The organism is Nonomuraea sp. KM88 (assembly GCF_052245635.1).
In the GTDB taxonomy this organism is placed as follows: domain Bacteria; phylum Actinomycetota; class Actinomycetes; order Streptosporangiales; family Streptosporangiaceae; genus Nonomuraea.
In genome coordinates this window covers 141161-165020 of sequence record NZ_JBQQCC010000013.1, presented here as the reverse complement: position 1 = coordinate 165020, position 23860 = coordinate 141161, and the positions used below count along the sequence as shown (strand labels likewise).

The following is a 23860-nucleotide window of genomic DNA, read 5'->3' as shown; positions in this document are numbered from 1 at the left end:
CGGCTGAGCGCCCTTCACGCCGCGCGTGGCTGTGATAATAATACCGGTATAGTTATCGAGCGAGGAGGCGCCGTGATCGAGCTCAAGTCGGCCGGAGAGATAGCCGCGATGCGGGAGGCGGGAAAGGTCGTCGCCGCCGTCCAGGCGGCGGTGCGGGAGCGGGCCGGCATCGGGGTGACGCTGAAGCAGCTCGACGAGGTGGCCAGGACCGTCATCGAGGAGGCCCGCGCGGGGGCGTCGTTCCTCGGCTATCACCCGTCCTTCGGCGCGATGCCCTATCCGGGTGTGATCTGCACCTCGGTCAACGGGGTGATGCTGCACGGCCTGCCGACAGCGTACAAACTGCGGGACGGCGACCTGATCAGCGTCGACTGCGGTGCCTACGTCGACGGCTGGCACGCCGACGGCACCGTCAGCTTCACCGTCGGCCACGCCCGCGAGGAAGACCTCAAACTGATCAAGGTCGCCGAGGAGACGCTGGCCGCGGGCATCGAGGCGGCCCTGCCCGGCGGCAGGATGGGCGACATCGGGCACGCCATGTCCACGGTCGGGCGCGGCGCCGGCTACGGCATGCAGAACGACTTCGGCGGCCACGGCATCGGGCGGGCCATGCACGAGTCGCCGTTCGTGCCCAACGAGGCACGCAGGGGCCGCGGCCTGCGCCTGCGGCCCGGCCTGGTCATCGCGATCGAGCCGAGCCTGATGGCCGGCGGCGGCGACGGCTACTACGTGGCCGACGACGGGTGGTCGTTGTGCTCGGCCGACGGCAGCAGGAGCGTGCACGTCGAGCACACGGTCGCCATCACCGGCGACGGCCCGGTCGTGCTCACCGTCCCGTAGGCTCCCGCATCCCGAACAGGAACCTCGTCACCCGCGTCCTGCGCACCAGCACGTCGTAGACGGCCACCGTCAGCACCAGCGACAGTGCCACGATCACCGCGTACTCGACCAGGATCGGCGCCTGCCAGCCGGCCACGAAGAAGGCCACGGCCACGACGACCGGCTGGTGCAGGATGTAGAGCGGCAGCACGGCGGGCGCCAGGTAGGCGGACACGGAGGCCGCGAGCCGGTTCGGCGGCCTGGCCGGCGTCGAGGCGGGGCGCGGGCGGTCGAGGGCGCCGAGGATCGCGACCAGCCAGCACCATCCGGCCAGCCCGTACAACGTGCGCATCGCGATCGGGAGCGAGGTGAGGTCCGTGAACGCGTCCGCGCCGGGGGTGTCGCCCGCGATGATGAAGCCCGGCACCCCCACCAGCATCAGCACGGCGCCCGCGACGGCCGCGATCCGCCGGTTGCGCCGCATCGCCGCGCGGAAGGCGGGATCGGTCACGAGGAGGAAGCCGTACAGGAAGAACACCAGGTACGCCCAGCGGTCCCAGCCGCCGAACGCCTCCTCGAGGCCGGCGACCGCGCAGATCGCCGCGATCGGCAGGCCGGGCAGCAGGATCGCGCCACGCGGCCGGCAGAGCGCGACCAGGCGTTCGCGCGAGCGCAGCGCCCAGCCACGCGGCACCCACCGCACCAGCGGCGCGAGCACGAGCGAGAAGGTCAGCAGCAGCACCACGAACCACAGGTGCCCGGTCTCGAAGTACGCCCCCTCCACGACGAACGGGAAGTCGTCCGGATCCGGCCGCACGGCGAAGAACTTCGGCAGGAACTCCAGATAGGACTCGCGATAGCCGGGATCGGCCCGCAGCCGTAACCACTGAGGCACCGGCAACATCGTGACCAGGGCGAACAGCAGCGGCACGCCCAGCCGCGCTAATCGTTCCACGGCGAACCCGCCGGGCCCCCGGCGGCGCAGGGAGTGCCACGCTCCCAGCCCGGCGATGAGGAAGAGCAGCGGCATCGCCCAGATCACGCAGAGCGCCGCGATGACGAACGTGATGTCGGTCGTCTCGGCGTTCTTGACGTAGAAGTCGTCGCGCGAGTCGAAGACCAGCGACGCGTGGAAGAACACCAGCCCGACGACCACGAGAGCGCGCATGGCGTCGAGTTCGGTGCGCCGTCCGCCGGTCGCGGTTCCGGACGATCCGGTGCTTGCGGTCATGATTGCCTCCCGTGACAGGCACCAGTCTGGGGCCACAGGAGGGGCGCGCGCCATGGTCGCGGAACGGTCATGTGATCTTCGCCCGCTCCTCCCGGGAGCACACCTGACGGTCAAGCCGGACGTTCATCGGCACGGCTATGCCAGGCGCTGCTTTCGCGCAGGTCAAGACCGAAACGCCGGAGTTTGTCGAAGGGAGGGGCAGGGCATTTCTCACCCCGGTAGCTACGGAGAGTAGTCAATAGGTACCAGAGGAGATAACATGTACAAATCAGGCCTCATCCTGGCCGGGCTCGTCGGGGGGCTGCTCATGTCCGGCGGCGCCGCGTCCGCTGCGACGTTCAACAACGACGGCCGCGACGGCGACGTGAGGATCATCCTCGTCTGCGGCGACGGAAACGTCGCGCAGAAGGTCGACAATCACCAGAGCGCCAACGGCCTGCTCGGTATCGCCGTCGGCAACTCGCTGAACCACATCCTCAGCCACGAGCACAGGGAGTGCAACATCGGCTGAAGTCGCTTTGCCGGCCGATGAACACCAGGGGTCCGCCCGATGGGTGGACCCCTGCGTCGTGCCCGGCCGCGGGTGCGCAACCGGGGGCCCGTCCTGCGGGATGGGCCCCTTCGCCGTGCCCGGCCTCGAATGGCAAGGCCGTCCCCGTGGAGCACACATGATCGTCAAGTGAAACGATCTCCGGCACGGCTTTGCCAGGTGCTGCTTTCGCGCAGGTCAAGAACAAGATCGGGGAGTTTGTCGGCGAGCGGGGCAGGGCAAACACCTCCCGGTAGCTACAGAGAGTAGTCATTACGTACCAAAGGGGATACGACATGTACAAATCGGGGCTCATCCTGGCCGGGCTCGTCGGAGGGCTGCTCATGTCCGGCGGCTCCGCGCTCGCGGCGACGTACGACGACCACGACCACCGCGGCAAGGACGTGAGGATCATCCTCGTGTGTGGTGACGGCACCATCGGCAAGGAGGTCGACAACCACCAGAGCGCCCACGGCCTCCTGGCAGGCATCGGCCTCGACAACGTCCTGAACCACGTGCTCAGCCACGAGCACAGGGAGTGCAACATCGGCTAGGTCATATCTCAGCTGGTGAGTGATGACGAGGGGCCCATCCTGCGGGGTGGGCCCCTTCACCGTGCCGGGGCTCGTACGCGAAGGCCGCGGCGAAGGAGTTGCCGGCGATCTGGTCGAGCTGCTCGCCGGTCATTCCCAGCTCCCGGCGCAAGGCTTCGTAGTTGTCCTCGACGTAGCCGCCGAAGTAGGCGGGATCGTCGGAGTTGACCGTCACGACCAGCCCTTCGTCCAGCATCGCGGGCAGGATGTGGTCGCGCAGGGACGGCACCACCCGCAGCCGCACGTTCGACAGCGGGCACACGGTCAGCGGGATCCGCTCGTCCCTCAGCCTGGCCACGAGCTGCGGATCCTCCATCGCCCTGATGCCGTGGTCCACCCGCTCCACCCCCAGCACGTCGAGCGCCTCCCACACGTAGTCGGGCCCGCCCTCCTCGCCCGCGTGCGCCACCCGGTGCAGGCCTTCGGCGGCGGCCATGTCGAAGACCCGCCGGAACAACGACGGCGGATATCCCACCTCCGCCGAGTCCAGCCCCACCCCGATGAAGTGCTCGCGGAACGGCAGCGCCGCCCGCAGCACCTGCTCCGCCTCCTCCGCGCCCCGGTCACGAAGGAAGCAGAGGATCAGCGCGGCCGACACGTCGCTGCCGTGCAGGGCCGCCGACAACCCGCCGAACACCGCCTCCAGCGGCACGCCCCGGCTCGTGTGCGCCTGCGGGTCGAAGAAGATCTCCGCGTGCCGCACGCCCTGCCCGGCGGCCCGCCGCAGGTAGGCGGCGGCCAGGTCGTGGAAGTCCTCCTCGGTACGCAGGACCGCCAGGTTGTCGTAGTAGACGTCCAGGAACGAGCGCAGGCCGGCGAAGTCGTTGCGGGCGCGGACGGCCTCCACGTCGAAGGCCGGCAGCTCGATCCGGTTACGCCTGGCCAGCTCGACGACGAGCTCGGGCTCAAGGGTGCCCTCGATGTGCAGGTGCAGTTCCGCCTTGGGACGCATGGCACCGAGTAAACCGGACCGCCCGGCCCGGCAGATATCGTGCGAACCTCCGAACTCTCAGGGCGATTTCCGTGCGGAAACCTCCCTCTCAGCGAGCCGCTCCGCTCCCGTCCGTGGTAGGCACCCCGGCGGCCGTCCGCGCGGCCTGGCATACCATCGGATTTCATGAGGCTGGCGGATCTGCTCGCACGCGACGACCTGCGGCTGACGCTGGTGACAGGTGATGCCGCACTCGACCGCGAGATCCGGCGCGCCTACCCGACCGACCTGCCCGACCCCCGCCGCTACCTGCGGTCCGGCGACCTGGTGCTGACCAGCGGCGTCTGGTACACCGAGCCGCCCGACTGCGAGCGCTTCGCCGACGCGCTGTGGGCCAGCGACGCCGCCGGCCTGGTCGTGGGCCTGATCGTGCTCGGCGAGCTGCCGCGGGAGCTGGTCAAGGCGTGCGAGCTGCGCCGGCTGCCGCTGCTGCTGGCCGCTCCCGACCAGTCGTTCGGCGCGATCACCGAGGTGGTGACCGTCGAGGGGTTCGCCGCCGAGCAGCGCAGGGCCGAGCGGGTCAGGGCGCAGACGTTGCTGGACGTCCTCGGCCAGATCCCGCCCGGCGAGGTCTCAGCGCATATGCGGCTGCTGGGCGCCGACCCCGGCCTGCCGACCGCGGCCGTGGCGGTCACCCGGACCGGCGGCCCCGAGCTCGACCTGCCGGAGTTGCTGCACGAGGGCCTGGCGAGGAAAGGGCGGCACCTGATCGTCGGTGGCACGCCGCGCGAGGCGATCGTGCTGGTCAACGGCCGGGCATCGCGCAAGAGCCTGGCCGACGAGCTGCGCGGGCTGGTCGCCGGGCGGTCGGGCGTGAGCCGGGGGACGAGCCCGGGAGTGAGCATCGCGGCCGGCATCAGCGAGATGGCGGCCAGCGTGTCGCAGCTCGGCGAGGCGCTGGAGACGGCCAGGCGCGGCATGGAGTCGGCCAGGGGCGGGCCCGGGCCGGTGTCGATCATGTCGGTGGCCGACATCGACAGCTTCGACCTGCTGCTGGCCTCGCTGCCGGCCGGCGTGCGCCGGTCGTTCCGCGACCGCCTGCTGGCCCCCGTCGAGGACTACGACGCGCGGCACGGCTCCGAGCTGCTGCGCACGCTCGACCTGTTCCTGGAGACCTGCGGATCGTGGCAGCGCACGGCCGACGAGCTGTACGTCCACGTCAACACGCTGCGTTACCGGATGCAGCGGATCGAGGAGCTCACCGGCCGCCGCATGGCGTCGATGCGCGACCGCACGGACCTCTACCTGGCGCTCCGGTCAGGGCAGCCCGCCCGCGACGACGGCGCCCCGTGACACCACGGCCACGATGTTGCCGGCGGCCAGGTCGCCGATGCGCTCCCACGGCCGGCCGCGCAGCACGATGAGGTCGGCGCCCAGCCCGGGCGCGATCCTGCCCACGGGCATGCCGATCGAGTCGGCCGCGTCCGAGGTGGCCGCGCGCAGCGCCGACGCCGCGTCCATGCCGAGGATCCCGGCCATGTGGCGGACCTCGGCGAGCTGGTCGCCGAACAGCACGTGGTGGCCGTTCGCGTCGGTGCCCAGCACGAACCGCACGCCGAGAGCGGCCGCCTGGGCGAGCAGCACGTCACGGGTGGCGACGAGCTCGGCGGCCTTGGCCCTGGCCTCGGGGGTGACCGGGACGCGGCCTTCTGCGATGGCCTCGTTGATGAGCAGCGTCGGGGCCACGGGGGTGCGGCGGGCGGCCAGGACCTCGGCCAGGTCGGTGCTCATGAGGGTGCCGTGCTCGATCGAGTCGACGCCCTCCTCGACGGCCACCCGGATGCCCTCCTCGGAATGGGCGTGGGAGGCCACCGGCATGCCGAGCGCGTGCGCCTCGTCCACGACGGCTCTGATCTCGTCGCGGGTGTAGTTGCGCCAGGCGTTCCTGTCGCCGATCGACAGCACGCCGCCGCTGGTGGTGAGCTTGATGCCGTCCATGCCCGCCCTGGCCCAGGTGCGTACGAGCTTGCGGCACTCGTCGGGCCCGTCGGCCGTGGGCTTGCGCTGCGGCGAGGCGGGCGGCACGAACAGGTCGTTGTGCCCGGCGGTCATCCCCACCACGCCGTGCACCTGGACGCGCGGCCCCTGCAGCACCCCGGCGTCGAAGGCCCGGCGCAGCGCGACCTGGGCCTCGTCGCCTGCCAGGTCGCGCAGCGTCGTGACGCCGTGCCGCATGGCCCGCTGGGCGTGGGCGACGCCGTGCAGCACCTGCTCGTCGCGCGTGGTGACCAGCGGCCAGGTCGCGAAGTCGGGCGGGTCGCCGGGACCTGCGTGGCCGATCAGGTGGACGTGCGTGTCCACCAGGCCGGGGATGACGCACAGGTCGTCGTGGCGCGGCGCGGCGGGGCTCACGTCGATGATCCTGTCGGGCTCCCAGCTCAGATCGACAGGGCCGCGAAGTTCGGTACCGTCCCAAAGGGGGATTCCGTCGAGTCTCATTTCACGCCCGACGCTACCGGAGCCTCCAGGCCGCTGGAGGGATCTACGGTCCTCGTCCCCCGCTCTCGTAGGGACCTACAGGGGCCGCCAGCGGTTTTTCCGCCATCTCGCGCGACGGCCGTCCGCCCGGCCAGAAGTCCGAAAATACCGTCACTTGATGGTAATAATCGGTAGATAACGTCCTGACCTGCACCTTCACGGCCGCTCAAGGAGAATCATGGCTACCTTCGACCGTCGCGCGTTCCTGCGGACGACAGGCCTGGCCGGTCTGGCGCTCGGTCTGGCCGCCTGCGGCGAAAGCGGCTCGCCGGCCGGCTCCTCCTCCGGCGGCGGGCTGGGCTCGGTCAAGCTCCAGCTCTCCTGGAAGAAGAACGTCGAGTTCGCCGGCGAATACTTCGCCGACAGCAAGGGCTACTACAAGGCTGCCGGGTTCTCCCAGGTCGAGCTGCTGTCGGGCGGCGGCTCCGGCACCTCGGTCGAGTCGGGACTGGCCACCGGGCGCTGCTGGGCGGGCCTGTCCGCACCCACCATCACCGCCCCCGCCGTGCTGCAGGGCGCCCCGCTGAAGATCGTCGGCGCCACCTTCCAGAAGAACCCGTTCGCCATCATCTCCCTGAGCAAGAACCCGATCGAGAGCGCCGAAGACCTGGCCGGCAAGAAGATCGGCGTCCAGGACTCCAACGAGCTGGTCTGGAACGCGCTGCTCAAGGCCAACGGCATCGACGAGGGCAGCGTGACGCGGGTGCCGTTCCAGTCCGACCCCTCGATGCTGACCTCCGGGCAGCTCGACGGCTACGTCGGCTTCGTCACCAGCGGCCCCGTACGGCTGAAGATGGAGGGCCACGACGCCACCCACCTGCTGCTCGCCGACGCCGGCCTGCCGCTGGTCGCCGAGACGTTCACGGTCACCCAGGAGACCATCGACAACGAGCGCGACAAGCTCAAGGCGTTCCTGACCGCCGAGATCAAGGGCTGGAAGGACGCCGTCGCCGACCCGGCCAGGTCGGCCGAGCTGGCCGCGACCGTCTACGGCAAGGACCAGAACCTCGACGTCAAGGAGCAGACCGAGGAGGCCAAGATGCAGAACGAGCTCGTCGTCACCCCCGACGTCGAGGCCAACGGCCTGTTCACGATGACGCCCGAGCTGATCGAGCAGAACATCGCCTCGCTGGCCAAGGCCGGCCTGACCATCAAGGCCGAGCAACTGTTCGACCTGACCGTCCTGGACGAGGTCTACAAGGCCGACCCGAGCCTGAAGCTCTCATGAGCGGCGGCATCAGCGTCACCGGGCTGAGCAAGACGTTCGGCAAGGGCCTGACCGCCGTCGACGGCGTGGACCTCCGTACGGCGAAGGGCTCGTTCCTGTCGCTGCTCGGCCCGTCCGGCTGCGGCAAGTCGACGGTGCTGCGCATGCTCGCCGGGCTGGAGCGGCCCACCAGCGGCGAGATCCGGGTGAACGGAGAGACGCCCGCCGAACTGCGCAGGAGCCACCACCTCGGCATCGCCTTCCAGGACTCGGCCCTGCTGGCCTGGAGGAGCGTCGCCGCCAACATCCGGCTGCCGCTGGAGGTCGCCGGGATCAGGCCCGAGCCCGGCGTCATCGACGACCTGATCAAGCTGGTCGGTCTCGAGGGGTTCGAGAAGGCCAGGCCCGCCGAACTGTCGGGCGGCATGCGCCAGCGCGTCTCCATCGCCCGCGCGCTCGTCGTCAAGCCCAGCGTGCTGCTGCTCGACGAGCCGTTCGGCGCGCTCGACGACATGACCAGGCAGCGGCTCAACCTGGAACTGCTGCGCATCTGGACGGAGAAGCCCGCCACCACGCTGATGGTCACCCACGGGATCGGCGAGGCGATCTTCCTGTCGGACGTGGTCGCCGTCATGAGCCCGCGCCCCGGCCGGATCGTCGAGCTGGTGGAGGTCGGCCTGCCGCGCCCGCGCACGCCCGGCATGATGCGTACGCCGGAGTTCCACGCCCTTCATGACCACCTCAGCGACCTGCTGTTCGGGCACGGCTCATGAGACGGGCGCAGGGGCTGGCCGGTGTCGTCGCCCTGGTCGCGGTGTGGTGGCTGCTGGCCGTGACGGTGTTCGCCGGCGGCGGAGCGGTGCCCACGCCGTGGGCCGTGCTGGCCGGGATGGGCGACGACGGGTGGGCCTTCTACGGCCCCAACGTCATCGCCACCGTGTCCGCGGCGGCGCAGGGCTTCCTGTGGGGCAACGGGCTGGCCATCGGCGTGGCGCTGCTGGTGCTGCTCGTGCCCCGGCTCGAAGCCGTCGCCACCCAGCTCGCCGTGATCAGCTACTGTGTCCCGCTGCTCGCCATCGGCCCCATCGTGCTGGTCGTCTTCGGCGGCGAGGCCACCGTGGTGTTCCTGGCCGCCATCTCCGTCTTCTTCACCACGCTCATCGGCGCCCTGCTCGGGCTGCGCTCCGCCGACCAGGCCGGTCTCGACCTCGTCACCGTCTACGGCGGCGGCCGCCTGGCCAGGCTCCGCTACGTGCAGATCATCTCGGCCCTGCCCAGCACGTTCGCCGGCCTGAGGATCTCCGCACCCTCGGCGCTGCTCGGCGCGATCATCGGCGAATATCTCGGCAGCAACGACCAGGGGATCGGCGTCTCCCTGATGATCTCGCAGCAGCAGTTCCAGGTGCCGCGGACCTGGGGGTTGGCGCTCGTGGCCGGGCTGATCGCCGGCCTCGGGTACGCCGTCGTCGCGCTCGTCGCCCGTGTGGTCACCCCGTGGTCGAAAGGCGAGGCGCAGTGATCGGCCGTACCATCCTGCGGGTCGTCGGGCCGCTCGCGCCGTGCGTGGTCATCGTCGTGGCCGCGTGGTGGCTGGCGCTGGAGGCGTTCGGCATCAGCCCGCTCGTCGGCAAGCGCCCGCCGCAGGTGTGGGACTACCTGACGGCGTCGGCGGCCCACCGCGAGGCCGTGTTCGGCGCGCTGGGCATCACCGTCAGGGACGCCGCCGTCGGGTTCGCCTCGGGCATGGTCGCCGCGATGGCCGTCGCGGTTACGTTCGTGCTGTTCAGGACCGTGGAGCAGACCTTCATGCCGGTCGCGATGTTGCTGCGCTCGGTGCCGCTCGTGGTGATGACGCCGCTGATCACGCTGATCTTCGGCAGGGACCTGGTGGGCGTCGCCGTCATCGGCGGCATCGTGGTGTTCTTCCCCGCGCTGGTCAACATCGTCTTCGGGCTGAGATCGGCCTCGCCGCAGGCCACCGACCTGGTCATGGCCTACGGTGGCACCCGCATGACCGTCCTGCGCAAGGTGGCCGTGCCGACGGCGATGCCCGCGGTCTTCGCCTCGGCCAGGATCTCGGTGCCGGCCTCGATCATCGGCGCGCTCATCGCCGAATGGCTGGCCACCGGCGAGGGGATCGGCGCGGAGATCCTGCGCGCGATCGGCGGATTCCGCTACGACGAGGTGTGGGCGGACATCGTGGTGGTCACGGCCGTGTCGATCCTCGCGTACGCGGTCGTCGGCGTGGTCGAGTCGCTGGTGCTGGCCCGCTTCTCCGACCGGGCCTGACACCGGAGGAAGGATGCGGGCCCGGCCGCGGTCCTTCGTGCGGGGGGAGTCGCGGCCGGGCCCGCCCGGAGGGGAGCGTGTGGGCGTGCGGTGGGAACCGGCACGGAGGCCGGTGAAGCCCGACGCTCCCTTGGCTTCAGCGGGGTTCAAGCGAGGGCTTCAGCGGGCGGCGAAGATCTGGGTCCAGGCTTGCTTCTCGGCGCTGTATCCGACGCCGATGTGGGTGAACGAGCAGTTGAGGATGTTCTTGCGGTGGCCTGGGCTCTTCAGCCAGTCCTTGAGCACCGTGGCGGCGGCGGGGTAGCCCATGGCGACGTTCTCGGCGATCAGGCTGTAGGAGAAGCCGACCGCCTTGATGCGCTCCGCGAACGTGCGCCCGCCGGAGGTGTGCTTGAGACGCCCCTTGGCCGCCATGTCCGCCGAGTGGCGCTCGGCGGCGAGGTGCAGCCTGGGGTCGTGGGCCAGGGGCTTGCAGTCGTTCCCTGCCCGCGCCTTGTTGGTGAGCTTGACGAGCGCATCCTCGGTCGCCGAGGCGAACTTGCCGCACGCCAGCCGCGCCGTGCGCGACTTGCCGGTGCGCCCCTTGGCGTCGAGCGCGATCACGTAGTAGGTGCGGGGGGTGGTGGTGCAGCGCACCTGCGCGGTGAGCGAGCCGGTCCCGACGGTCCTGGAGCCGCTCTTGACGACCCGGTCGGGGCCCGACACGGCCATCGCGATGCGTACCCGGAGCAGGGCCTTGTCGGAGCAGCCCGCCCTGGTGGCCGTGCCGCGGACGAAGCCGTGGGAGAGCGTGGGCTTGGCCGCGGCCACCCGGCAGGCCTGCGCGCTCGTGGCCGCCTGCGCGGCCGGTGCGGGGAAGGTCAGTGCCGCCAGACTCCCGAGGCAGGCCCATGCCTTGAGCTGTCTGCGCATTCTCTCCTCCGGGTCGGCGGTTGCACACAAGGTCGAACCGCATTCTGGCGCTCCAAGGTCTGCTATGTCCTGAAAAGACCGCTCCAAGTGGCTGAATCGTGATGCAGCACGCCTTATGGGGGTAAACCGCGGCGACCCCCTGCGCGTCAGGAGGCCGCCGCGTCCGCGACAGGATGATCGGCGTCAGCACTGCGCGGGCTTCAGCCAGGAGCACTCCAGGTCGCCCGCCGGGCCCGGGTCCGTGGCGCGGAGCTGGACGGGGTCACCGCCCGCCGAGGTACGGGAGAACTGGGCGAGGCGTACGGCGATCTTGTCCTCGATGTCCTTCGGCGACCCCGACAGGTACTGGTTCAGCATGATCGAGAAGATCAGCGGCTCGCCGTCGGCGCTGGTGACGTAGCCGGACAACGCCGTTACCCCGGTCAGCGAGCCCGTCTTGGCGTGCACGTTGCCCGCGGCGGCGGTGTCGCGCATCCGGCTGCGCAGCGTGCCGCCGACGAAACGATCGGCGTTGCCCGCGACGGGCAGCGACTCGTACCAGGTGTCGAACCACGGCTTGCCGCGTACGGCCGACAGGAACTGCACGATCGAGCCGGGCGAGAAGCCGTCGCGGCGCGACAGCCCCGAGCCGTCACGCATGTTGATCACCTGCGCCCCGTTGGCCTTGGCGAAGTCGGTGGTGACCTTGAGCCCGGCCGCCCACGTGCCCTGGTTCGCCGCCTTGCGGCCCATGGCTTTGGTGAGGATCTCGGCGTGGATGTTGTTGCTCAGCTTCATGAACGGCACCAGCAACTCGCCCAGCGTCATCGACTCGTGCTCGGCCAGCTCCTTGGCGCCCTCGGGCGCCGCGCCGGTCACCGTGCGGCCGAGCACCTTGACGCCGTGCCTGGCCAGCGATTCACGGAAGAGCGAGGAGGCGTAGGCCGTGGGGTCGTCGACGGCCACCCACTCCTGGTACGGGTCCGCGACCGTACCGGTGATCACGACGGTGCGGGTGCCGTGCTGCCGCTCGATGAGCACGTCGGTCTCGGAGCCTGCCGTCGCCCGGTTGACGATCTTCAGGTACCCGGTGTCGGGCGTGGTGGTCACCTTGACCTTGCCGTTCTCGGCCGACACCGCGACGATCACCGAGCCGGCGTCGTAGTCCTTGTCGGGAGAGGCGGTCAGGGCCGAGATCGGGGCCGCGTAGTACGCGGTCTCGTCGTCCCAGGCCCAGTCGTTGCCGAGCCGCCGCGCGTCGAACCAGGTGTCGTCGGCCACGAGCTTGCCGGTGACGACCTTGACGCCGGCGCCGGCCACCTTGGCGGCCAGCGCGTCGTAGTCCTCGGCCAGCATGGTCGGGTCGCCGGTGCCGCGCAGCACCAGGTCGCCGGTCAGCACCTTGCCGGCCTTGCGCCCGGTGCTCAGCACGCTGGTGGTGAAGCGGTAGTCGAGCCCGAGCGTCTCGGCAGCCGCGGCCGAGGTGAACAGCTTGGTGTTGGACGCCGGGATCAGCAGCTTGCCGGCGTCGGTGGCGTACAGTTCCTCGCCGCTCTCCGCGCTCTTGACGACGACGCCCGCCCTGGCGATCGTGAGCCGCGAGTCGCTGAGGATCTGGTTGAGGTCCTGGGTCAGGTCGGCCACGCCCACGGAGGGGTCGAGCGCGACGGCCGGTGAGGAGGGGCTGGACGCCCACGCGAGGGCCGCGACGAGCGTGCCCGCGACGAGGGATGCTGAGGTGCGCCGCATGGGGTCTCCAAGAAAGACTGCTCCAGCATGACTGGGGGATCGCCTGCAGCATGGAGCAGCACCGTCAGCCTGTAATCCGCAAATATCCGTATTTATTGGAGAATGCGGGAGCGGTCACATCGACGGCAGGCCCGACGTGAGCAGAAAACCGCAGTCCCCGAACGAGATCTCGTCACCCGACCTGACCCGGGCGGGCCCCACCAGCCGCCACCCGTTGAGCCGGGTGCCGTTGAGCGAGCCCAGGTCGACCAGCAGCCACCCGTCGCTCTCGCGCCGCAGCTCGGCGTGCACGCGGGAGACCGTCAGGTCCGACAGCACGAGGTCGCAGGCCGACCCCCTGCCCACCACGTAACGCAGCCGGTCGTCGTCGGGCAGCGCCAGCCGGGGCAGCCGCGGCCGCCGCCACGCCGACTGCACCCTGGTGGTGAACTCCGACACCGCCGCCACCGCGTCGGTCAGCCGCTGCCTGACCGTCGCCCGCCGCGGCAGGTCGGCCACCACCTCGTCGAGCTCGTGGCGGTTCTGCGCCCTGAGCACCTGGTCGACCCGGCCCACGAACGTGTCGTGGGAGATGCGCCCCTCTACGGCGCGATCTCTGAGCTCGTCGATCGCACGGTCGCGTTCCCCATCCGAGGCACGAAAGGGCGGAAGCGTGGAGCTCATGTAGCGAGTATCGGCCTGAACCGCGCTCCCTGTCCAGAATACGCGGATCGGTGGTGATGACCGTCCTGCGCGCGCATGCCTGGCACCCACGTTGACCAGGCACGCCGGCCTCGCCGTGCGGCCGGGCCAGTCACACGGACGCGTCCGCTTCCGGCGCGCCGGGTGGCGTGAGGCGGTATCTCAGCGTCATCACCACCGACGCCAGGATGATCAGCGCGGGGACCGTGGTCTGCCCGACGAGCACCGCGGTCACCGCGCTCTCCGGCTGCTCGACCGGCCTGCTCGGTTCGGACTCGATGAAGCCGCCGAGCGACAGGATGACGCCGAAGATCAGCGCGCCGAACGAGCTGACCCCGCTCTCGATGGCCGTCCACAACCCGGTCAGCACGCCCGCCCTGCGCTTGCCGGTCTTCGCCGCGTCCACCGCGATCACGTCCGCCAGCATGGAGAACAGCAGCAGTTGCACGCCCGCGATGCCCACGCCGACGACGAGGATCGTCACGTGCGCGTACAACGAGCCGAAGAGCGGGGTCGCCATGGCCGCCGCGGTGCCGCCCCCGAACATCAGCGCGGCCAGCACCATCGCGCCGCGCTTGTCGAACCGCTTGGACAGCCGCACCCACAGCGGCATCGTCAGCAGCATGGGGCCGACCAGCGCCGCGAACAGCGTCTGCGTGGCGTCCGGCGTGCCGATCGTGTAGGTGGCGAAGTACGGCGCCGCCGCCAGCATCATGCTGACGGCCAGCATCTGCGTGCAGGCCAGCGCCGTGATCCAGAGGAACGGCGCGTTGCCCCTGACCGCCGCCAACTGCTCCCGCCACCCGCCTCGGTCGGGCTCGGGCGCGCCGGTCATCGGGGCGCGGGCGGTGCCGAAGAACGAGCCCAGCATCGAGACCAGCAGGACGGCCGCGATCGTGGCGGCCATCAGCCGGTAGCTGCCGAGCGTGCCGTCGCCGCCCTGGCTGGTGACGATGGCCGGGGCCAGCACGCCGCTGATGGCGGTGGCCGCGCCGATGAAGATCATCCGCCACTGGAGCAGCGAGGTGCGTTCGTGGTAGTCGTGCGTCATCTCGCCGGGCATCGCCTTGTACGGCACCTCGAACAGCGCGTACGCCGTCGCCGTGGCCAGGAAGCACGCCCCGACGTACAGCGCGGCGGGCACGCCGGTCAGCGGCGGCCCGGCGAAGACCAGGAAGAACGCGATCGGCAGCGTGCAGGCGCCGGCGAGCAGCCAGGGCCTGCGCGGGCCGAGCCGCGATCTGGTCCGGTCGGACCAGCGGCCGACCAGCGGATTGATCACGAGGTCCCAGGCCTTGGGCGCGGTCACGACCACCCCGGCCAGCCATGCGGGTACGGCCAGGAAGTTCGTCATGTAGTACAGCAGGAGCAGCCCGGGAACGGCGCCCACCGTGGCGGTGCAGAACGAGCCCACGCCGTAGCCGACGCGCACGCTCCGGGGGACCGTGGAGGCGCTCGCCTCCGGTGCGATCATGCCCTCATTGAAACCGAACAGAGCGTTGTTCGGTAGGGCCCAGTTCCGCGTGGCGCGACGGGCCCGCGCGGGCCCGCCGCGTGCGGGAGGTCAGTCGCGGACGTCGGCGCACACCACGTGCGCGCCGATCTCGATCATCCGGCGTTCGCTGTGCGTGTCGGCCACCCTGGCCATGAGGATCGGCGCGCCGGACGCCGCGAACTGCGGCAGCCGGGCCCGCACCAGGCGGTGCAGGTCGCGTACGACGTCCTCGGCGGCGGACATGTGCACCTTCACGTGCAGCATGATCCCGGGGGCGCCGGACGCGGTGCTCGCCTCGGAGATCCACACGTGGTGCACGAGCGGGAAATCCATGAGCAGTTGCGCGATCGCCTGCCGCAGCCCGGGCAGGATCGGGTGCGCGCACCGCCGGTAGCCGGGGTCCACCTGTTGCATGGGCCCCGACAGGTGCGGCCGGGGCGCGGGCACCCACGGGAACGCGGGCGCCTGGGTGGAGGGCGGTGCGACCTGGGCCAGCGCGGCACCGCGCGAGACGGTGGCCATGGCGCCCGTGGCGTAGGCGGCGGGGGCCGCCCCCGACAGCACGGGCGTCGGTCCGCTGCGCGTCGAGGTGAGGAAGCGCTGGAGATCGTCGATGGGCACGGCCGCGGCGGCTGGTCCGGCCGCGTCGATCACGATCTCCCGCACGCCGGTGACGCGCTGGATGTCCAGGATGGTGTCGGCGTCACACGCCGACAGGGAATGGCTGCCGCGGTGCCTGGCATAGGTGGCAGGGCCGGTGTAGCCGAGCAGGACCCGGTCACCGGCTTGCGTCGTCCCCAGGACGACTGAACGGTCTGTTCGCACTGCCACCAGGATTCCACCGTCGGCGAGAGCGCCCAGCAGGCGATGGGGGGTGCCATGCTGGGCGAGCACGTCGGCAAGCGCAGGATTCCCGATGCTCATATGACGAACCATAGGTAGTCGGCCACGGCTTATCAGGCTAATGGCGAAGAAATCTCCCGATCAAGACAAAGACGGCCGCGATATGGATGAGTTTGCCGCCCGGTGGGTACGGCCGCCCCTGTCCCACATCGTGGGTCCCTCGTGAACGCGTTCACAAGCGACCGTTAGACTCTGTGGGACCGTCGGGGGGCCGGACGTGTGACGAGTCCCCCGAAGCCCGCCTGTCCCGGAGGATCCACACCCGTGAACAAGCCCGTCGTTCTGGTCGCAGAGGAGCTGTCCGAGGCCGGCCTCGCCGTGCTCGGCGCTGATTTCGAGGTCCGCCACACCGACGGCGCCGACCGTTCCCAGCTGCTGCCCGCACTCGCCGGCGTGGACGCGCTGATCGTCCGCTCCGCCACGCAGGTCGACGCCGAGGCCATCGCCGCCGCGCCCAAGCTGCGCGTGGTCGCCCGCGCCGGCGTCGGCCTCGACAACGTCGACGTCGAGGCCGCCACCAAGGCCGGTGTCATGGTCGTCAACGCGCCGACCTCCAACATCACCAGCGCCGCCGAGCAGACCCTCGCGCTCATCCTGGCGAGCGCGCGCAACACGGCCCAGGCGCACGCCGCGCTGAAGAACGGCGAGTGGAAGCGGTCGAAGTACACCGGTGTCGAGCTCGACGAGAAGGTCGTCGGCATCCTCGGCCTCGGCAAGATCGGCCAGCTCGTGGCCCAGCGCCTGCAGCCGTTCGGCGTCGAACTGATCGCCTACGACCCCTACCTGCCGCCGGCCCGCGCCGCGCAGATGGGCGTCAAGCTGCTGTCCCTCGACGAGGTGCTCAAGCAGGCCGACTTCATCACCGTGCACCTGCCGAAGTCGAAGGAGACGGTCGGGCTCATCGGCGACGACGAGTTGCACAGGGTCAAGCCCAACGTGCGCATCGTCAACGTCGCCCGCGGCGGCATCGTCGACGAGGCGGCCCTCTACTCGGCCATCAAGGAGGGGCGGGTCGCGGGGGCGGGCCTCGACGTGTACGCCAAGGAGCCGTGCACCGACAGCCCGCTGTTCGAGCTCGACCAGGTCGTCGCCACGCCGCACCTGGGCGCCTCCACGCACGAGGCCCAGGAGAAGGCCGGCACCCAGGTCGCGCGGAGCGTGAAGCTGGCACTGGCGGGCGAGTTCGTCCCCGACGCCGTCAACGTCCAGGGCGGCGTGGTGGCCGAGGACGTCAAGCCGGGCCTGCCGCTGGCCGAGAAGCTCGGCCGGGTGTTCACGGCGCTGGCCGGCGAGGTCGCGACCAAGCTCGACGTCGAGGTGCGCGGGGAGATCGCCGCGCAGGACGTCCGGGTGATCGAGCTGGCCGCGCTGAAGGGCGTGTTCGCCGACGTGATCGAGGAGCAGGTCACGTACGTCAACGCGCCGCTGCTGGCCAAGGACCGCGGCATGAACGTCGAGCTGGTGACCAGCTCGGAGAGCCCTGACTGGCGCAACGTGGTGACCGTGCGGGGTGTGCTGGCCGACGGCCGCCACGTCTCGGTGTCGGGCACGCTCTCCGGCCCCCGCCAGATCACGAAGATCGTCGAGGTCAACGGCTACGAGATGGAGATCGAGCCGACGGCCCACCTGTCGTTCTTCACCTACACCGACCGTCCCGGCATCGTGGGCGTGGTCGGCCGCCTCCTCGGCGAGCACGGCATCAACATCGCCTCGATGCAGGTGGCCAGGTCGGTCAAGGGTGGCAAGGCGCTCATCGCGCTGACCGTCGACACCGCGATCCCGGCCGACGTGGTCGACCAGATCGTGGCCGAGATCGGCGCCGAGAGCGGCCGCTCGGTGGACCTGGAGGACTGACCCTCCCCGGTCGTACGAGGCCGCCGTCCCGCAGGGGGCGGCGGCCTTTCGCGTCTCAGCATGCAAGATACTAGGACGTCCAACGAGACGGCTGAGGTACTGTGGCGGAGATGCGCCAGGTGCTCGTACTTATTACCTGCCGCGGCGAGGCCTGTTAGGGCAGGTCGACGACTCGCCGCGGTGAGTGGCGCTGCGTCGGCCGTCAGCCCCTTCCTCCCGGTCCGTGACCCGGACCACGAGAGCAGGCTCGCCCGGATTCGTGACCGGAGTCCGGCTTTCCATCGGATCGTTTCCGCGAAATGAGATGAGTCGCATGTACGAGATGTATGCCTGGAACCGTGCGGAAGAACACGACGACGAGGCCGCCGAGGCCGTGCAGACCGCGCTCGACCGCAGGGACAACGGCGGCGCCCCGCAGGGTTCCGGCCGCTAGCTAAGGACGTGACCTGGGCGCTCCCGCGTGCCCAGGTCACCGAACCGTCCGCAAGCTGAGATGATGTGTTCGTCAGTCGAGACGAGCCGGTAAGGTAACCACCCATGGAGTCGCGTAACATCCGCTTGGCCGTCATCCCGGGTGACGGCATCGGCGCCGAGGTCGTGGCCGAAGGACTCAAGGTCCTGGAGGCCGTGGGCACCAAGATCGAGCCCACCCACTACGACCTGGGGGCAGCCCGCTATCACCGCACCGGAGAGACTCTCCCCGACGCGGTGCTCGAGGAGTTGCGCGGCTACGACGCGATCCTGCTCGGCGCGGTCGGCGACCCCAGCGTGCCGCCCGGCGTCCTCGAGCGCGACCTGCTGCTGCGGCTCCGCTTCGCGTTCGACCACTACGTCAACCTCCGCCCGGTCAAGCTGTTCCCCGGCGTGCGGACGCCGCTGGCCGGCTCGTCGGCCGACGACATCGACATGATCGTGGTCCGTGAGGGCACCGAAGGCCTCTACGCCGGCACCGGCGGCGTCATGCGGCGCGGCACGCCCCACGAGATCGCCACGCAGGAGTCGCTCAACACCGCCCACGGCGTCGAGCGCGTGGTGCGCTACGCGTTCGAGAAGGCCCGGTCCCGGCCGCGCAAGAAGCTCACCCTGGTCCACAAGACCAACGTCCTCACCTACGCCGGCGACCTGTGGCAGCGCACGGTCGACCGCGTGGCCGGCGACTATCCCGAGGTCGCCACCGACTACGCCCACATCGACGCGGCCTCGATGTTCTTCGTGAGCCAGCCCGAGCGCTTCGACGTGGTCGTCACCGACAACCTGTTCGGCGACATCATCACCGACCTCGGCGCGGCCATCGCCGGCGGCATCGGCCTGGCGGCCAGCGGCAACATCAACCCCGAGCGCACCGCGCCCAGCATGTTCGAGCCGGTGCACGGCAGCGCCCCCGACATCGCCGGACAGGGCAAGGCCGACCCGACCGCGACCATCCTGTCCGTCGCCATGCTCCTCGACCACCTCGGCCTGCACGCGGAGGCGGCGAGGGTCGAGCAGGCGGTCGCCGCCGACATCGCCGAGCGGCGTCCCGGCCGCGGCACCCACGAGATCGGTGACGACATCACCGCGCGAGTATCCGGCTAGGACCGCCTAGCCCCGCGAGCGCCTGGCGATCCGACACGGACCGCCAGGCGCTTTTTGGCGTGTCAACGGCCTGACCACCCCAACGGCCGCTTGCCATCCCATATAGCGAGACAATAGGAAGTACGGGCTGCTCTTTTCAGGGCGGCGCTGCTCGACACCGCACTTCAGCGGCCCCCGTTCGTAGATTCGCAGAGAGAAGGACCGCCGTCATGACCATCGCTCAGAAGCTCAGCTTCGACGTGCAGCTATCCGACCACGCTCGCACCGCGGCCGAGCGGGAGCAGGTACTGGCGAACCCGGGTTTCGGGCAGACCTTCACCGACCACATGATCTCGATCGACTACACCGAGGGTGAGGGCTGGCACGACGCCCGGCTCATGCCGTACGGGCCGCTCTCCCTCGACCCGGCCACGTCGGTCTTCCACTACGCCCAGGAGCTGTTCGAGGGGCTCAAGGCCTACCGGCAGACCACGGGCTCGATCGTGACCTTCCGCCCCTACGCGAACGCGGGCCGCTTCAACCGCTCCGCGGCCCGCATGGCCATGCCCGAGCTGCCCGAGGAGACGTTCGTCGAATCGCTGGAGCTGATCGTGCAGACCGACAGGGAATGGGTGCCGACGACCGAGGGGCACAGCCTCTACCTGCGGCCCTTCATGATCGCCACGCAGGCGGGCCTCGGCGTCAACTACCCGTCCAAGTCCTACAAGTACATGGTCATCGCCTCTCCCGCGGCCTCCTACTTCACTGGCGGGCTCAAGCCCGTCTCGGTCTGGCTCTCGACCGAGTACACCCGCGCCGCCCCCGGCGGCACCGGCTTCGCCAAGTGCGGCGGCAACTACGCGGCCGCGTTCGTGGCGCAGCGGCAGGCGGTGGAGAACGGCTGCGACCAGGTGGTGTGGCTGGACGCCCACGAGCACAGGTATGTCGAGGAGATGGGCGGAATGAACCTGTTCTTCGTCTTCGGCGACAAGCTCGTCACGCCCGCGCTGACCGGCACCCTGCTGCCCGGCATCACCCGTGACTCGATCCTGCAACTGGCCGGCGACCTCGGCCTGGAGACCGAGGAGCGGCTCGTCTCGGTCGAGGAGTGGCAGGCGGGCTGCGAGTCGGGCGAGCTCACGGAGGTGTTCGCGTGCGGGACGGCGGCCGTGGTGACGCCGGTCGGCACCGTCAAGGGCGCCGACCGTTCCTGGACGGTGGCCGACGGCGCCCCCGGGCCGGTCACCATGCGGGTGCGCGACGAACTGGTCGGCATCCAGTACGGCTCCCGCCCCGACTCCCACCACTGGGTGCACAAGATCGTCTAGCTGGGTGATCGATCCCCGGGGGCGGCGCTCCCGGGGGTCACATCAGCCGCGCCGTGTCGACGGCGAGCCCCCACGGATCGGGCAACGCCAGCGGTTCGCCCGCGGCCACCACGATCTCCGTGGCGTAGGTCCCGCGGGAGGGGTCGCAGAAGAGCTTGACCGATCGCTGGAACGGGTCGATCACCAGGTAGAGCGGCACCCCTGCGGGGGCGTAGCCGCAGGGCTTGACGTAATAGTCGTCGTAGCCGCTGCCGGCCGAGACGACGTCGGCCAGCAGCAGCGTCGCGTCGCCGTGCACGGCGTGCTCCTCGTGCATCCGCGGGGAGGCCGGCACCACGGTCAGGTCGGGGACGTACCGGTCGGCGTGCTCGCCGAGATAGACGGTGATGTTGGGCCAGATCTCCCAGCCCCGCCCGGCCGCCGCGCCGACCAACTGCAGCAGCAGCCGGAAGAGAATCGTGTTGTGCTGCCAGGTGCCGGACTCGTTCACCACGATGCGGCCCTTGACCGTCTCCACCCGATATTCGGGAAACAAGTCGCGGGCCGTACGGAAACGCTCTTCGAGTGGCCTGACCATGCCGCCGTCCTCTTGTAGTCACGGGATCACCAAGAGTAGGGCCTGGCGCCCGCGCCGGGCGCCGATTCGGTGGTATGGCTCTCTCTCCTCCTGATCATGATCATCCCCTCCGCGACGGGCGGCGTGCCGTGCTCGCATACGTATCGCGCGATGTCAGCGTCAAGGAGGCATGTCTTTATGCCGCCGTTGTTTCGGTTTCCGATAGGGTCTGCGCGATCAACGAGATGAGAGTGGCATGGTGAAGCGGTTGGTGGCGGTGGCGGTCGCGTGCGCGGTGATCGCCGTTATCGGGGTGCTGGCGTTCGCGGAGCCGGGCGAGTCGTCCGGCGAGGTGCGGCTGACCCGGCAGGCGGACGGGTCCATGGTCCTGGCGGACCGGTCGAGCGGGGCTCCCGTGCTCGACCTGTACGAAGACTTCGACTGTCCCGTGTGCAAGCAGATGCACGACGCCGTGGACGGCACGCTGCAGCGGCTGGCCAGGGAGGGCAAGGTGAAGATCGTTTTCCGTCCGGTGACAATCTTCAGGGCCGAGCCCATGCGCTCCAACTCCATCCGCGCCGCCGCGGCCGCCCGCTGCGTCCCCGAGGACAACTGGCTGGCCTTCAGGAGCCGGCTGTACGCCATGCAGCCCGCGCCGCACGGCGTGGCCTCGGGGTTCACCGTCGAGGAGCTGGCCGGGGCGGCCAGGAAGGCGGGCGCGGTGGTGGACGAGTGCGTCCGGTCGCAGTCGTACGCGAAGGCGCACCTGGAGCAGACGGCGAAGGCGGGCATCCAGGGCACGCCGACCGTGCTGCTCGACGGCCGGATGCTCGGCAACGAGGTGTTCGACGCGGCCGCGCTCGAACGCGCCATCACCGGCGGTGACGGCGTCGCCGTGTGACGCCCCACGCGACACGAGTGTCCACTCGGTGAGACCCGCGTGCCAGATGGTGAATCCGTATGGCAGACTGGTGAGCATCATGTTCTACGGTCTGCTCATTATCGGCAGGCGCGCTGGCTGACAAAGGACACCGCCAGCGCGCAGACCTCTCACGTCCGTGAGGGGTCTTTTTGTTTTCCAGAAAAGACCACACCCAGTGCGAGCCTTCCGGAGAGAAGAGATCACCCATGGCCGACGACCGCTTCCACGTATACGACACGACGCTGCGTGACGGCGCGCAACAGGAGGGGCTCAACCTCACCGTCGCCGACAAGATCACCGTCGCGCGGCAGCTGGACGGCCTGGGCGTGGGTTTCATCGAAGGGGGCTGGCCGGGCGCCAATCCCAAGGACACAGAGTTCTTCAGGCAGGCTCGAACAGGGCTCGACCTGAAACACGCGCAACTAGCCGCGTTCGGCGCGACCCGCCGGCCCGGTGTGAAGGCAGCCGACGACCCCTTGGTGGCCGCTTTGCGCGAATCCGGCGCGCCGGTCGTGACCCTTGTCGCCAAGAGCCACGACCGGCACGTGGAGCTGGCCCTCCGCACGACTCTCCAGGAGAACCTCGCGATGATCCGCGACACGGTCTCTCACCTTCGTGCGGAGGGACAGCGAGTCTTCCTCGACGCCGAGCACTTCTTCGACGGTTACACCTCCAACCCAGCCTACGCGCTGGAGGTTCTCAGGACCGCCGCCGAAGCCGGCGCCGACGTCATCGCCCTGTGCGACACCAACGGCGGCATGCTCCCCGACGAGCTCGCCGAGATCGTTCACGAGGCCGTCCAGACCAGCGCCCGCGTCGGCATCCACTGCCACGACGACACGGGCTGCGCCGTCGCCAACACCCTGGCCGCGGTCAAGGCCGGCGCCACCCACGTGCAGGGCTGCGCCAACGGCTACGGCGAGCGCTCCGGCAACGCCAACCTCTTCACCGTCGTGGCCAACCTGCAGCTCAAACGCGGCTTCGACCTGGTGCCGCGGGAGGCGCTGGCCGACATGACCCGCATCGCCCACGCGATCACCGAGGTCACCAACGTCACGCCCAACTCCCACGCCCCCTACGTCGGCACGTCCGCCTTCGCCCACAAGGCGGGCCTGCACGCCAGCGCCATCAAGGTCGACCCCAACCTCTACCAGCACATCGACCCCGCCGCCGTCGGCAACGACATGCGCATGCTCGTCTCCGACATGGCGGGCCGGGCCTCGGTCGAGCTCAAGGGCAGGGAGCTGGGCTACGAGCTGACCCCCGACACCACCAAGACCCTCGTCGAGCGGGTCAAGGACCTCGAGTCCAAGGGCTTCACGTTCGAGGCCGCCGACGCGTCGTTCGAACTGCTGCTGCGCGACACCCTGCACGGCTCCCGCAGGCGGCACTTCGAGGTCGAGTCCTGGCGCGTCATCGTCGAGCGCACGAAGGGTGGCGAGCTGGTCAGCGAGGCCACCGTCAAGCTGCACGCCAAGGGCGAGCGCATCGTCGCCACCGGCGAGGGCAACGGCCCCGTCAACGCCCTCGACAAGGCGGTGCGCCTTGGCCTGGAGCAGCTCTACCCCGAGCTGGCGAAGCTGGAACTGGTCGACTACAAGGTCCGCATCCTCGAAGGCACCCACGGCACCGACGCCATCACGCGGGTCCTCATCACCTCCAGCGACGAGACCTCCGAATGGGCCACGGTCGGGGTGGCCGAGAACATCATCGACGCCTCGTGGCAGGCTCTGGAGCAGGCGGTGACGTACGGCCTGCTCCGCGCGGGGCGGGACGTCTCCTGACGGCCT

General features: G+C 70.1%; 22 protein-coding genes. 13 read left to right on the top strand and 9 right to left on the bottom strand.

The window, feature by feature from the left end; translation table 11 throughout:
• Positions 1 to 72 precede the first annotated feature (72 nt).
• Entirely contained in the window at positions 73 to 840 is a 768-nt protein-coding gene (gene map / locus ACTWPV_RS33420) for a type I methionyl aminopeptidase (RefSeq protein WP_443154812.1), read from the top strand.
• Here the strand turns inward: map and ACTWPV_RS33415 are convergent.
• Complete coding sequence (locus ACTWPV_RS33415; RefSeq protein ID WP_443154811.1) at positions 827 to 2050, bottom strand: acyltransferase family protein; 1224 nt, start codon at positions 2048 to 2050, stop codon at positions 827 to 829. The genes map and ACTWPV_RS33415 overlap by 14 nt on opposite strands.
• A 259-nt stretch (positions 2051 to 2309) precedes the next feature.
• Here ACTWPV_RS33415 and ACTWPV_RS33410 point away from each other — a divergent pair, with 259 nt between their 5' ends.
• Both ACTWPV_RS33410 and ACTWPV_RS33405 read left to right on the top strand, forming a co-directional pair.
• Positions 2310 to 2561: a hypothetical protein gene (locus tag ACTWPV_RS33410; RefSeq protein WP_443154810.1), complete on the top strand. Its 252-nt coding sequence runs from the start codon at positions 2310 to 2312 to the stop codon at positions 2559 to 2561.
• A gap of 314 nt (positions 2562 to 2875) precedes the next feature.
• A complete protein-coding gene (locus tag ACTWPV_RS33405; RefSeq protein WP_443154809.1) occupies positions 2876 to 3133 on the top strand; it encodes a hypothetical protein in 258 nt (85 codons plus the stop codon).
• 1 nt (position 3134) lies between these two features.
• Here the strand turns inward: ACTWPV_RS33405 and ACTWPV_RS33400 are convergent, their stop codons facing one another.
• Entirely contained in the window at positions 3135 to 4124 is a 990-nt protein-coding gene (locus ACTWPV_RS33400; RefSeq protein WP_443154808.1) for an adenosine deaminase, read from the bottom strand.
• A 165-nt stretch (positions 4125 to 4289) separates the two neighbouring features.
• Between ACTWPV_RS33400 and ACTWPV_RS33395 the strand changes: the two genes are divergently transcribed.
• Positions 4290 to 5456 carry a PucR family transcriptional regulator gene (locus ACTWPV_RS33395; protein ID WP_443154807.1) on the top strand — a complete coding sequence of 389 codons (1167 nt, stop codon included), beginning with the start codon at positions 4290 to 4292 and terminating at the stop codon, positions 5454 to 5456.
• Here the strand turns inward: ACTWPV_RS33395 and ACTWPV_RS33390 are convergent.
• Complete coding sequence (locus ACTWPV_RS33390) at positions 5421 to 6602, bottom strand: metal-dependent hydrolase family protein (protein ID WP_443154806.1); 1182 nt, start codon at positions 6600 to 6602, stop codon at positions 5421 to 5423. The two genes, ACTWPV_RS33395 and ACTWPV_RS33390, sit on opposite strands and share 36 nt — an antisense overlap.
• Positions 6603 to 6819: 217 nt before the next feature.
• On the opposite strand from ACTWPV_RS33390, the gene ACTWPV_RS33385 reads away from it, so the two are divergent.
• The 4 genes from ACTWPV_RS33385 to ACTWPV_RS33370 are packed head-to-tail and all read left to right on the top strand — an operon-like array spanning position 6820 to position 10137.
• Positions 6820 to 7869 (top strand): ABC transporter substrate-binding protein, encoded by a 1050-nt coding sequence (locus ACTWPV_RS33385; RefSeq protein ID WP_347645370.1) that lies wholly within the window; start codon positions 6820 to 6822, stop codon positions 7867 to 7869.
• The gene (locus ACTWPV_RS33380) at positions 7866 to 8621 is read left to right on the top strand and encodes an ABC transporter ATP-binding protein (protein WP_443154805.1); all 756 of its coding nucleotides are present in this window, start codon (positions 7866 to 7868) and stop codon (positions 8619 to 8621) included. Before ACTWPV_RS33385 ends, ACTWPV_RS33380 begins: the two co-directional genes overlap by 4 nt.
• Positions 8618 to 9367 (top strand): ABC transporter permease, encoded by a 750-nt coding sequence (locus ACTWPV_RS33375; protein ID WP_347645366.1) that lies wholly within the window; start codon positions 8618 to 8620, stop codon positions 9365 to 9367. Before ACTWPV_RS33380 ends, ACTWPV_RS33375 begins: the two co-directional genes overlap by 4 nt.
• A complete protein-coding gene (locus ACTWPV_RS33370; RefSeq protein WP_347645364.1) occupies positions 9364 to 10137 on the top strand; it encodes an ABC transporter permease in 774 nt (257 codons plus the stop codon). The genes ACTWPV_RS33375 and ACTWPV_RS33370 overlap by 4 nt, the downstream gene beginning before the upstream one ends.
• Before the next feature lie 159 nt (positions 10138 to 10296).
• On the opposite strand, the gene ACTWPV_RS33365 is transcribed toward ACTWPV_RS33370, so the two are convergent.
• The 5 genes from ACTWPV_RS33365 to ACTWPV_RS33345 all read right to left on the bottom strand — a co-directional run bounded on the left by ACTWPV_RS33365 (position 10297) and on the right by ACTWPV_RS33345 (position 15877).
• Positions 10297 to 11049, bottom strand: a complete 753-nt coding sequence (locus tag ACTWPV_RS33365; protein WP_347645363.1) for a CAP domain-containing protein — start codon at positions 11047 to 11049, stop codon at positions 10297 to 10299.
• A 183-nt stretch (positions 11050 to 11232) separates the two neighbouring features.
• Positions 11233 to 12777, bottom strand: coding sequence for a D-alanyl-D-alanine carboxypeptidase/D-alanyl-D-alanine endopeptidase (dacB, locus tag ACTWPV_RS33360; RefSeq protein WP_443154804.1), 1545 nt, complete (start codon positions 12775 to 12777; stop codon positions 11233 to 11235).
• A 114-nt stretch (positions 12778 to 12891) separates the two neighbouring features.
• Positions 12892 to 13440, bottom strand: a complete 549-nt coding sequence (locus ACTWPV_RS33355; RefSeq protein WP_347645359.1) for a DUF1707 and FHA domain-containing protein — start codon at positions 13438 to 13440, stop codon at positions 12892 to 12894.
• A gap of 130 nt (positions 13441 to 13570) precedes the next feature.
• Entirely contained in the window at positions 13571 to 14932 is a 1362-nt protein-coding gene (locus ACTWPV_RS33350) for an MFS transporter (protein ID WP_347645357.1), read from the bottom strand.
• A gap of 90 nt (positions 14933 to 15022) precedes the next feature.
• Positions 15023 to 15877 (bottom strand): hypothetical protein, encoded by an 855-nt coding sequence (locus ACTWPV_RS33345; RefSeq protein ID WP_443154803.1) that lies wholly within the window; start codon positions 15875 to 15877, stop codon positions 15023 to 15025.
• A gap of 243 nt (positions 15878 to 16120) precedes the next feature.
• Between ACTWPV_RS33345 and serA the strand changes: the two genes are divergently transcribed.
• From serA to ACTWPV_RS33330, 3 genes are all read left to right on the top strand, one after another.
• Positions 16121 to 17710: a phosphoglycerate dehydrogenase gene (serA, locus tag ACTWPV_RS33340; protein WP_443154802.1), complete on the top strand. Its 1590-nt coding sequence runs from the start codon at positions 16121 to 16123 to the stop codon at positions 17708 to 17710.
• A gap of 537 nt (positions 17711 to 18247) precedes the next feature.
• Positions 18248 to 19285: a 3-isopropylmalate dehydrogenase gene (locus tag ACTWPV_RS33335; protein ID WP_347645351.1), complete on the top strand. Its 1038-nt coding sequence runs from the start codon at positions 18248 to 18250 to the stop codon at positions 19283 to 19285.
• A gap of 209 nt (positions 19286 to 19494) precedes the next feature.
• Positions 19495 to 20592 (top strand): branched-chain amino acid aminotransferase, encoded by a 1098-nt coding sequence (locus tag ACTWPV_RS33330; RefSeq protein WP_347645350.1) that lies wholly within the window; start codon positions 19495 to 19497, stop codon positions 20590 to 20592.
• 37 nt (positions 20593 to 20629) lie between these two features.
• On the opposite strand, the gene ACTWPV_RS33325 is transcribed toward ACTWPV_RS33330, so the two are convergent.
• A complete protein-coding gene (locus ACTWPV_RS33325; RefSeq protein ID WP_347645349.1) occupies positions 20630 to 21169 on the bottom strand; it encodes a Uma2 family endonuclease in 540 nt (179 codons plus the stop codon).
• Between the two features lie 235 nt (positions 21170 to 21404).
• On the opposite strand from ACTWPV_RS33325, the gene ACTWPV_RS33320 reads away from it, so the two are divergent.
• On the top strand, positions 21405 to 22049 hold the full coding sequence (locus ACTWPV_RS33320) for a DsbA family protein (RefSeq protein WP_443154801.1): 645 nt from the start codon (positions 21405 to 21407) through the stop codon (positions 22047 to 22049).
• Positions 22050 to 22276: 227 nt separating this feature from the next.
• A complete protein-coding gene (gene cimA, locus ACTWPV_RS33315) occupies positions 22277 to 23854 on the top strand; it encodes a citramalate synthase (RefSeq protein ID WP_443154800.1) in 1578 nt (525 codons plus the stop codon).
• Positions 23855 to 23860 lie beyond the last annotated feature (6 nt).